The organism is Stenotrophomonas sp. FSL W7-1447 (genome assembly GCF_037966425.1).
Classification (GTDB): domain Bacteria; phylum Pseudomonadota; class Gammaproteobacteria; order Xanthomonadales; family Xanthomonadaceae; genus Stenotrophomonas; species Stenotrophomonas pavanii.
The window spans coordinates 1225953-1236890 of sequence record NZ_CP150199.1; the positions used below are offsets into that span (position 1 = coordinate 1225953).

General features: G+C 65.0%; 7 protein-coding genes. 5 read left to right on the top strand and 2 right to left on the bottom strand.

The annotated features are described in order from the left end of the window. Nucleotides 1-7: 7 nt before the first annotated feature. Together NSQ78_RS05745 and NSQ78_RS05750 are read right to left on the bottom strand one after the other, a co-directional pair. A complete protein-coding gene (locus NSQ78_RS05745) occupies nucleotides 8-910 on the bottom strand; it encodes an ABC transporter ATP-binding protein (RefSeq protein ID WP_049467373.1) in 903 nt (300 codons plus the stop codon). Between the two features lie 118 nt (nucleotides 911-1028). Further along, nucleotides 1029-2060 carry a LacI family DNA-binding transcriptional regulator gene (locus NSQ78_RS05750; RefSeq protein WP_049467371.1) on the bottom strand — a complete coding sequence of 344 codons (1032 nt, stop codon included), beginning with the start codon at nucleotides 2058-2060 and terminating at the stop codon, nucleotides 1029-1031. 291 nt (nucleotides 2061-2351) lie between these two features. On the opposite strand from NSQ78_RS05750, the gene NSQ78_RS05755 reads away from it, so the two are divergent. From NSQ78_RS05755 to NSQ78_RS05775, 5 genes are all read left to right on the top strand, one after another. After that, on the top strand, nucleotides 2352-2909 hold the full coding sequence (locus tag NSQ78_RS05755) for a single-stranded DNA-binding protein (RefSeq protein ID WP_064237828.1): 558 nt from the start codon (nucleotides 2352-2354) through the stop codon (nucleotides 2907-2909). Between the two features lie 267 nt (nucleotides 2910-3176). Next, a complete protein-coding gene (locus tag NSQ78_RS05760; RefSeq protein WP_064237829.1) occupies nucleotides 3177-5339 on the top strand; it encodes a type I secretion system permease/ATPase in 2163 nt (720 codons plus the stop codon). Next, nucleotides 5336-6757, top strand: coding sequence for an HlyD family type I secretion periplasmic adaptor subunit (locus NSQ78_RS05765; RefSeq protein ID WP_064237830.1), 1422 nt, complete (start codon nucleotides 5336-5338; stop codon nucleotides 6755-6757). Before NSQ78_RS05760 ends, NSQ78_RS05765 begins: the two co-directional genes overlap by 4 nt. Before the next feature lie 260 nt (nucleotides 6758-7017). Continuing rightward, the gene (locus NSQ78_RS05770; RefSeq protein WP_064237831.1) at nucleotides 7018-10095 is read left to right on the top strand and encodes a calcium-binding protein; all 3078 of its coding nucleotides are present in this window, start codon (nucleotides 7018-7020) and stop codon (nucleotides 10093-10095) included. 74 nt (nucleotides 10096-10169) lie between these two features. Then, the gene (locus tag NSQ78_RS05775; RefSeq protein ID WP_162272190.1) at nucleotides 10170-10895 is read left to right on the top strand and encodes a glycosyltransferase family 9 protein; all 726 of its coding nucleotides are present in this window, start codon (nucleotides 10170-10172) and stop codon (nucleotides 10893-10895) included. Nucleotides 10896-10938 lie beyond the last annotated feature (43 nt).

Below are 10938 nucleotides of genomic sequence, written 5' to 3' on the forward strand. Positions count from 1 at the left end.
GCTCCGCTCAGGCTGCCGCGCGGGCACGGGCCTGCAGGCGCAGGCGCTGGAAGTACACGTCCTCGAGGTCGGGGGCCACGGCCGCGAAGCCGTCGCCGGGGTCGTTGGCGCTGTGCACATGGATCACCGGGCGGCCACCGACCAGTCGGGTCGACAGCACCACATGGCGCGCTTCATGCTCGGCCAGCTCCGAAGGATCGACCTGCTTGCGCCAGACTTGGTGCTGCAGGGCGTCGATCGCCTCGCTGGGGCGGCCGCTCAGCAGTACCTGGCCCTTGTTCATGATCGCCATCGTCGGGCACAGGTCAGTCACGTCCTCGACGATATGGGTGGACAGGATCACCGCCACGTTCTCGCCGATCGCGGCCAGCAGGTTGAGGAAGCGGTTGCGTTCCTCCGGGTCGAGGCCGGCAGTGGGCTCGTCGACGATCACCAGCCGTGGGTCACCCAGCAATGCTTGGGCAATGCCGAAGCGCTGGCGCATGCCGCCGGAGTAGGTGCCGAGCTTGCGCTTGCGCGCGTCCCACAGGTTCACCTGCTGCAGCAGCCCATCGACCACTTCGCGGCGCTGCGCGCGCTGGGTCAGTCCCTTGAGCACCGCGAAGTGTTCCAGCAGGTCCAGCGCGCTGACTTTCGGGTACACGCCGAAATCCTGCGGCAGGTAGCCCAGGCGGCGACGCACCGCGTCCTTGTCGCGCAGCACGTCGATCGGTGCCTCGCCCGGAATGCTGAGGACGGCCGTACCGCTGTCGGCTTCCTGCAGGGTGGACAGCGTGCGCATCAGCGAGGACTTGCCAGCGCCGTTGGGCCCAAGCAGGCCGAACATGCCGCGCGGGATGTCCAGGCTGACGTTGTTGAGAGCGTGCACGCCGTTGGCGTAGGTCTTGGACAGCGAATCGATCTTCAGCATGCGACGTACACCTTTCCCTGGACGTTGTCTGCGCGTTATCCGCGCAATCGCCCCGGTCCGCATCCGCCGTTGGTCATGGGGGGGGAATCCCGCCGTCGCGCGTTGGCAGGGACAGCGCTTACCCGCGCAGGGACGATTCGCGTACCACCAGCTTCACCGGAATGCTCTGGCTGTCCACCGGCTGCCGGCCGATCAGCGCCAGCAGGCGTTCCACCAGCAGCTGCCCGGCCTGCTTGGTGTCCTGCTGTACGGTGGTCAGCGCCGGGGACACCGAAGCCGCCAGCGGGATGTCGTCGAAGCCGGTGACCGCCACGTCCTGCGGTACGCGCAGCCCGGCGTCGCGCAGGGCGCGGATCGCGCCGATGGCGATCAGGTCGCTGGCCGCGCAGATCGCATCGACCGGTTCAGCGCGCGCCAGCAGCGCCTGGCAGGCCTGCTGGCCAGAGGCTTCGGTGGTGATGGCGTCGTGCTGCAGCGCCGGTTCGGCGGCCAGGCCATGTTCCTGCAGGGCCGCGACGTGGCCGCGGTAGCGCTCCTGGAATTCGGGGTAATGGCTGGAGGCATGGCCGAGGAAGGCGATGCGGCGGCAGCCCTGCTGCAACAGGTGGGTGGTGATGTCATGCCCGCCCTGGAAGTTGTCGCTGCCGATCGAGACACCGGGCTGGCCGGGCAGGGCGGCGCCCCAGCGCACGAAATGCGTGCCCTGTTCGACCAGCCGCTGCAGGCGGTCGCGCGATTCGTGGTAGTCGCCGTAGCCGAGCAGGATGATGCCGTCGGCCTTGTTGCTGTCCTCGTAATCGGCCTGCCAGTCGGTGGACAGCTGCTGGAACGAGACCAGCAGGTCCTGCCCATGCAGCGCGCAGGCGCGGGTGATCGAGCCCAGCATCGAATGGAAGAACGGGTTGATCAGCGAGTCGTCGTTGGTCGGGTCCTCGAAGAACAGCAGGGCCAGCGTGCCGGCATTGCGCAGGCGCAGGCTGGAGGCATTCTTGTCGACCTTGTAGTTCAGCTCGCGGGCAATGCGCAGGATGCGCTCACGGGTCTCGGCGTTGACCATCGGGCTGCCACGCAGGGCCCGCGACACGGTCGGCTGGGAGACCCCGGCCAGGTGGGCGATGTCCAGGGAGGTGGCTTTGCCTTTGATCGTCATGTGCGGGCGGAGCGGGCAGGTGGAAGGTGCCCGGGCATGATGCCATGCGCAGACGCGAATGCCCCTCTCAATGTCGGCCTGGGCGCAGGTAAGTCATTGCCGGACAAGGAAATCAGCCTGATCCTTCGGTGCGGTCGGGGTGTCCTGACCGGGCGGATGGCGGCGGCAATGGTAAGATGCGTCGTTCTCGCATTCCCCCAAATTTCACCAGGGGCGGCCCAGCGTACTGCACCCCGCCCGGGGCTGTGCTATCACTGGCGGTCTGCCCCTGGACAACGGACGAAGGTACCTATGGCGCGCGGCATCAACAAAGTCATCCTGGTCGGCAATCTCGGCAACGACCCGGACGTGAAGTACACCCAGGGCGGCATGGCGATCACCCGCATCAGCCTGGCCACCACCAGCGTCCGCAAGGACAAGGATGGCAACCAGCAGGAGCGCACCGAATGGCACCGCGTGGTGTTCTTCGGCAAGCTCGGCGAGATCGCCGGCGAGTACCTGCGCAAGGGCAGCTCGGTCTACGTCGAAGGCAGCCTGCGCTACGACAAGTACACCGGCCAGGACGGCGTGGAGAAGTACTCCACGGACATCATCGCCGATGAAATGCAGATGCTGGGCGGCCGCGGTGAAGGCGGCGGTGGCGGCGGTGGCGGCAACTACGGCGGCGATCGCCCGCAGCGCCAGCAGGCGCCGCGCCAGGAGTACGGTGGCGGTGGCCAGCGTGGCGGCCAGGGCGGCGGCTATGGCAACCAGGGCGGCGGTTACGGCAACCAGGGTGGCAACCAGCGCCCGCAGCCGCAGCAGGCGCCGCCGATGGACGACTTCGCTGACGACGATATTCCGTTCTAAGCCATGGCCCGTTCCGGGGCTGCATCCAGCCGATGGCAGGGAACTCCGGTTCCCTGCCTTTTTTGTGCCCGCACCGCGTTGCCGGGTCCCTATTCGGCGCCCGGGCGCAGCACATGACGGCTTTCAGCGGAATGCCTGATTTCGCTTCAACCGCCCCCTCAGCGACGGCGGGATTACGCCCTCCGGCCGACCCTTGACAAGGGAGTTGGCCCCCCCCAATCTCCCGCCCCGGGGATGCGCTCAACGGAAGCAGCGCACGGGAATGTTATGCCACAGGGAGACGCGGTACCGTCGGTGCCGGGGGACGAAGGGGCGCACGAACACCAGGACCTGGCACTGCGGGGGCTGGTGCTGCTTGCTCAATTCCATGGCATCGCCGCTGACGCGGGTCAGCTGGCGCATGATGCTGGAGTGGGCAGTGCGGCAATGGACGAGACGACGCTGGTCCTCGCCGCGCGCAAGCTTGGCCTGAAGGCCAGAGTGAGTTCGACAGCGCTGGCTCGCTTGGCGATGACCAGCCTTCCGGCGCTGGCACTGGGTGACAACGGCGACGCCTTCATCATTGCCCGCATCACCGGCGACCAGGTACTGATCCACGACCTCACCCAGCGGCGTCCCCGCATCATCGACATGCCCGCGCTGCAGCAACGCTATCGTGGGCGACTTCTTCAGGTGTCTTCGCGGGCATCCGTGCTTGGCGAGCTGGCGCGCTTTGATTTCAGCTGGTTCATTCCTGCGGTAATCAAGTATCGGAAGATGCTGCTGGAGGTCTTTGTCGTCTCCTTCTTCATCCAGCTGTTTGCCCTGGTAACGCCCCTGTTCTACCAGGTGGTGATGGACAAAGTGCTGGTGCATCAAGGCCTGACCACGCTGGACGTGATCGCGATCGGCCTGGTGTCGATCGCCGTATTCGAAGTCGTCCTGAGCGGACTGCGTACCTATGTATTCGCCCATACTACCAGCAAGATCGATGTTGAGCTCGGTGCGCGCCTGTTCCGCCATGTCCTGGCATTGCCACTGGCCTACTTCGAGTCCCGCCGCGTGGGCGACACCATCGCCCGCGTGCGCGAGTTGGAGAACATACGGAATTTTCTGACCGGGCAGGCCCTGACGTCGGTGCTAGACCTGTTCTTCACCGCGGTCTTCCTCACCGTGATGTTCTACTACAGTGGCTGGCTGACGCTGATCGTGGTGATCTCGCTGCCGGTCTACGCGCTCATTTCGGCCGGCATCACCCCGGTACTGCGCAAGCGGCTGGATGAGAAGTTCGCGCGCGGTGCCGACAACCAGTCCTTCCTCGTCGAGACGATCAGCGGCATCGGAACGGTCAAGGCCAGCGCGGTCGATCCGCGGGTGACGCGTACCTGGGACAACCAGCTGGCCGGTTATGTGAATGCCGGCTTCGGGGTCACCAAAGTAGCCACCGTCGGCCAACAGAGCGTGCAGCTGGTGCAGAATCTGGTCAGCGTCGCCATACTGTTCTGGGGCGCGAAACTGGTGATCGACGGGGGGCTGTCGCTGGGCCAGCTGATCGCGTTCAACATGCTGTCCGGCCAAGTGGCTGCACCGATCATCAGGCTGGCGCAGCTGTGGCAGGAGTTCCAGCAGGTCGGCATCTCGGTCCAGCGCCTGGGCGACATTCTCAACACGCGTACCGAACTGCCGGGCAGCCGCATGGCACTGCCGCCGATCCGCGGTGACATCACGTTTGAACAGGTCGGATTCCGCTATCGAACGGATACGCCCGAGATCCTGGCCGGCATCGACCTGCACATCCCGGCCGGGCAGGTCATCGGCATCGTCGGGCGTTCCGGCTCAGGCAAGAGCACATTGACCAAGCTGGTCCAGCGCCTGTACACGCCTGAGCGCGGCCGTGTGCTGGTGGATGGGCATGACCTGGCCCTGGTCGACCCTGCCTGGCTGCGGCGGCAGCTGGGCGTGGTGCTGCAGGAGAATTTCCTGTTCAACCGCAGCGTGCGCGACAACATCGCGCTGAGCGATCCCGGCGTGCCGCTGGATCGGGTGATCCAGGCGGCAACCCTGGCCGGCGCGCACGAGTTCATCTCGGCCCTGCCCGAAGGCTATGACACCCGGGTGGGTGAGCACGGCGCCGGCCTGTCGGGCGGACAGCGGCAGCGGGTGGCGATCGCGCGTGCGCTCATCACCGATCCGCGCATCCTGATCCTGGACGAAGCGACCAGCGCGCTCGACTACGAGTCCGAACATGCGGTGATGGCCAACATGCGCGAGATCTGCAAGGCGCGAACCGTCATCATCATCGCTCATCGCCTGTCTACCGTGCGCAGGGCCAACCGCATCGTCGTGGTCGATCGCGGCCGTATCGTGGAGAGTGGAACCCACGATGAGCTTCTGGCCCAGTCCGATGGCCACTATGCCCAGCTGCACCGCCTGCAGCAGGGGGCCGCATGAAGCACATCCGCGAAGGTCTGGGTGATTTCGCTGCACGCTATATCTCCGTGTTCAAGGCGGCCTGGCGCAATCGCCACGCACTGGACTCGCTGCAGCGCGATGCCGACGAGCGTGCTTTTCTGCCTGCGCACCTGGAGCTGGTCGAAACGCCGACCTCGCCGGCTGCGCGCTGGACCCTGCGCATCATCATGGCGATGTTCTGCGCGGCGTTGCTCTGGGCCACCCTCGGCAAGCTCGATATCGTCGCGGTAGCGCCCGGCAGGACCGTCATCGACTCGCGTACCAAGGTGGTGCAGCCGGTGGAAACCGGCGTAGTGCGGCGCATCCTGGTGCGCGACGGGCAGGTGGTGAAGGCAGGGCAGGTGCTGATCGAGCTTGACCCGACCGCAACGGCGGCCGATGTGGTCAAATCCGGCGACGCCTTGCTGAATGCACGGATGACCGCGATGCGCCTGCGGGCACTGGACATCGCCGTGCAGGCGGGTGAAGTGCCAGTGATCCGTGCGGAGCCGGACCTGCCGGCCGACCGCGTCTTGGCCGAGCAGATGCTGGCGCGTAGCCAGTACGAGGCACTGCAGGCCAGGCGGCATAATCTGCATGCTGTGATCTCACAGCGTCGCGCCGAATGGGAAACCACCCAGGCCGCAGTCAAGCCATTGGCGGAGTCGGCACGGATCTCCACGTTGCGGGCGGACGATTATCGCCGCCTGCTGGAAGGCAACTACGTCGGCCGCCATGACTATCTGCTTCGCGAGCAGGAGCGCATCGCGGGGGAGCGTGACCTGATGGCGCAACGCAACCGCCTGCGGGAGATCCGTTCCGCCCAGCAAGCTGCCGAGGAAGAACTGCGCGTACTGATGGCGGATTTCCACCAACAGACCCTGGACGGCCTGCGCGCCGCGCAGGAGCAGGTCGGCCAGATGACACCCGAAGTCGCGCGCACGGTCCAGCGTGACCAGCAGAAGATCCTGCGCGCCCCGGTCGATGGCACCGTGCAACAGTTGGCCGTGCATACCGTAGGCGGCGTTGTCACTCCGGCGCAGCCCCTGTTGGCCGTGGTGCCCAGCGAGGAAGCGCTGGAAGTGGAGGCCAGCATCCTCAACAAGGATGTCGGTTTTGTCCGCAATGGCCAGCCAGTGACTGTGAAAGTCGAGAGCTTCCCGTACACCCGCTATGGATACCTGACGGGCAGGGTGGTGAGCGTGTCGCATGACGCCTTGCAGGACGAAAAGCTGGGCCTGGTGTTTCCGGTGCGGATACGCCTGGACAGCGCAACGCTGGAGATTGATGGCATCCGCGTGCGGATGACCGCTGGCATGAATCTGAATGCCGAGATCAAGACCGGCAGGCGACGGGTGATCGACTACCTGCTGAGCCCGTTGCGCCAGCATGCGGGCGAAGCGATGCGTGAGCGCTAGTCTCGTTCATATAGCTGCACCGATGAGGTAAAGGTCGGCGGCAGGCAACCCTGTACCCGCTCCGATTGGCAGGCCTGGCTCGGTCAGGGCACAAGCGCGAGGGCGGCCGAGGCCGGGCCGAGGCAAGGGCTAAACCTTCCGGCGCTCGCCGGGATACCGGTAGTGGGAGCCCTGACGTTGGAGCAGGGGCCCGGACCCTATGTGCCGCCGGGATGATCCTGGTCGCTCCCCCTTCTGTATGCCCAGCTAGGAATCGCGTCATGAGCGAACCGAACTACATCGTCGGAACCAATGGTTACGACAATATCAACGGAACGGATGGCGATGACATCATCGACGGACGTGACGGAACCGACTATCTGCACGGGAATGGCGGAAACGACATTCTGATCGGTGGCTACGCGGCCGACACACTCTGGGGCGGCGATGGCAATGACCTGCTGATCGGAGGGCCCGGTGATGACGTCCTTTATGGCGGCGCCGGAGATGACGTCTATCGCTTTGACAATGGATTTGGCCACGACGTAATCGAGACGGAATGGAATCTGGAGCTGCCCGGCTTCGATACTGTCGAGTTCACCGGCTTGCTTGTCTCATCCGTCTTCACGTTCGCGTTCAGGAACGGAAGTCTGGTGATGAATGCCTTGGGGAATCAACTGGAAATAAGGAGCTTCCTGGGCGGTACTGACTATCCGGTTCAGCAGTTCCGGTTCGCTGATGGTGTGGTGATGTCGGCGAGCCAGGTGCACGAATGGGCGATGTTGCCGACGGCAGCCGATCAGGAGCTTCAAGGCACTGAAGGTGACGATGTGATACATGGCGGCGGCGGCAATGATTGGTTGGTCGGAGATGGAGGCAATGACATCCTCTGGGGGGATGATGGCAAAGATTCGCTCCAGGGACGCGACGGCAATGACGTCCTTCATGGCGGCTCTGGCGACGACCATCTCTATGGGGACAGCGGAGACGATGTTCTCATCGGTGGTAGTGGCGCCGACTATCTTTCCGGTGGCGAGGGCAGCGATACATATCGCTTCGAAATCGGCTTCGGTGCCGACGAGATCGATGAGCCTGCATCGGGCAACGCGGCCGATCTTGATTTCATCGAGTTCGGCAATGGAATCCTGGCCGCCAGCGTTCTGCTGTTCCGCGAAGCTGACGACCTTCTGCTGAAGCTGGCGGGCAATACAACGGACAGCATCCGCGTCCGGAATTTCTACGTCGCATCCGAGCCGGGCGTGGAAGGCATCGACGGTGTGAAGTTTGCCGATGGCACCTTCTGGAGCGCGGTCGAGCTTCGCCAGCGTGTGCTGACACCCAATGATACGGCCCAGCTGATGATCGGCAGCGATCTCGCCGATGTGCTGGATGGTGGCGGTGGGAATGACACGTTGGAGGGAGGCGGTGGCGATGACGAACTCATTGGCGGGTCCGGCCACGATGTCCTGCGCGGCGGGACAGGCAACGACCTCCTGAAGGGGGGCAGCGGCAACGACGAACTTGACGGTGGTGACGGTGATGACCGGCTGATGGGTGGTACAGGCAATGATCGCCTGTCAGGCGGGGCGGGCACCAATACCTATGTCTTTGCGCGTGGAGACGGGGCAGACACCATCAGCGCTGCCGGCTCGGAGGGGTTGGATGTGCTCGAGCTGGGCGTGGGACTGGGGCGCGCCGAACTTGCCTTCGTGCGGCAGGACGACGGGCTGCGAATCGATGTGATCGGCAGCGCGGACAGCATCTTCGTCGAGAATGCGTTCAATGGCGGGGCCCTGTCGCGTTTGCGCTTCGCTGATGGCAGCGTGCTGGAAGCCGCGCAGATGCGCGAGCTGGCCCTGCTCGAGCATCGCGGCGGTGGCCTTGCGGACACGCTGGCTGGAGGCCTTGCGAATGACTATCTGCTTGGCCTGGATGGCAATGACATCTTGAACGGCGGCGCCGGCGATGACCTCCTGGAAGGCGGCCGTGGCAACGATACCCTTGACGGTGGGACCGGCAACGACACCTACGTGTTCGCGCCCGGATGGGGGCAGGATGTCATCCTCAACCTGGACGTGCATGCCGATGGACTGGATACGGATCGTATCGTGTTCGTTGGCGGTATACGCGCGGAAGACGTGGAGGTATCCAGTTCCGGGCATGACCTGGTGCTCCGGCACAAGGGCACGGCGGACCGGGTGACGGTGAGTGGGTTCTTCGTCGATGCGGTGGGACAGGATCGCCAGATCGATGAAGTGCAGTTCAGTGATGGCAGCATCTGGACACTGGCCGATCTCTACCAGGCTCAGCAGATTGGGACATCTGCAGCCCAGACGATGCATGGCGGAGCGCTCGCCGACCTGCTCGATGCCGGCGGCGGGAACGACTGGCTGTACGGGCACGATGGCGACGATACGCTGGTCGGCGGAGCCGGTCATGATGTGCTGATCGGTGGCCGCGGCAGCGATACCTACCGCTTCGACCTCGGCTGGGGCACCGACATCATCGATAACAGTGCGGCAGGCGATATCGCGTCGGATATCGATCGGGTTGTCTTCGGCACCAGTGTGGCGGTCCAGGATATCCGCGTGTCGAGCCGCCTGGATGATCTGGTGCTCCAGCATGCCAACGGCGACTCGGTAACATTGCAGAACTTCTTCGGCGCAGGCAATCAGGTCCAGGAGGTGGTGTTTGCCGATGGGACGCGCTGGATGCAGTCTGATCTGCTGCAGATGCAGCTGCCCGGCGACGCCAGCGATCAGTATCTGTACGGCACCGCACTCAATGATCTGATCCAGGGACTGGACGGCAACGACCAGTTGTACGGCAATGCCGGTGCAGACACCCTGGAGGGCGGTGCCGGAGATGACGTGCTGGATGGCGGTACCGGCAACGACATCCTGGATGGCGGCGAAGGCAACGACATCTTTGTATTCGCGCGTGGCAGCGGGCATGACCGCATCATCAGCCAGGATCCGGACGGTGCCTTCTGGGATGTCCTGCAGATGGGGACAGGCATTGCCGCAAGCGACGTCACGCTCAGCAGGAGTGGCAGGGATGTGGTGCTCACCCTCGACGGTGGCAACGACAGCGTAACCCTGGTTGACTTCCTGCCTGCCGTGGAAGGTGATTGGCCCACCGCACTGGATGAAATCTGGTTTGCCGACGGCACCGTATGGGATGCTCCTGGCATCGTTTCGGCATTGCCGGTGCAGGCTTCTGCCCAGAGCGCCGAGGTCGGCCAGCTGGTCGCTGCGATGGCAACGTCGGCTGCCGACAGCAGCCGTTTCCTCCAGCCACATGCGGACCGCTCGGAGGCGGGTACGCAGCTGTTCGCCGTGCACACGCTGTTGCGATGAGCTCGCCGCCCGTGTCGGCGATTCCGGAGTCGGTGGTATTCCCGTTGGGAGGACTGCACCTCGGTGACCTGCTGATGGCGCTGCCGGCGATTGCCGCAGCGCGGCGTTTCGCCACGCCGGTTGTATCGGGGCTGCAGCCGCGGCACTTTGCCGCGGTGTCGGCGCTACCCCTGCTATTCCGGCAGAACGGTCCGCCGGCGGCACGGACGCTGTTGCCGGTGTGGCGGACCGGCCAGCACCGAACCGATGGCTGGCTGGCCACGCTCGGTGCCGGCGTGGAGCCTGAGCGGATGGCGATCCCGGTGCGTGGCCTGGCGCAGGCACACGGCGCCTTGCCGGGACCGGGCTGGGCATTGCTCAGCCCTTGGGCGGACCATCCGCCCAAGCGCTGGCACGCGCAGGGCTGGCGGCAGGTGGCTGGGCATCTGCGCGGGCGTGGATACCGCATCGCCCTGATTGGCCCCAGGCCCTCGGCGGCGCTCGTCTCACAGATTTGCGCAGCCGAAGATCGCGTGCTGGTCGGCATGGATTCGCCGACAACCTGGCCGGCATTGCTGACCCGTGCCGACATCGTGGTCAGTCCGGATACGGGCTGCGTGCATATGGCCGATGCCCTGGGCGTGCCGGTGGTGGGGTTGTATGGCCCGACCTCTGCTGCCGAGTATGGTCCGTACTGGCAACGCGATTTCTGTGCGAGTGCACCGGACATGGCGTCGCTGCGGGCAGATACGGTCTGCGAGAGGATTGATGGCCTGCTGTCCGGGCTTGGGCGGCAGAGGCAGAATCGCGCCGCGCCCTAAACTGTTCTGCGCACCCTTGGATAACTGGAGAAGGAGCCGACGG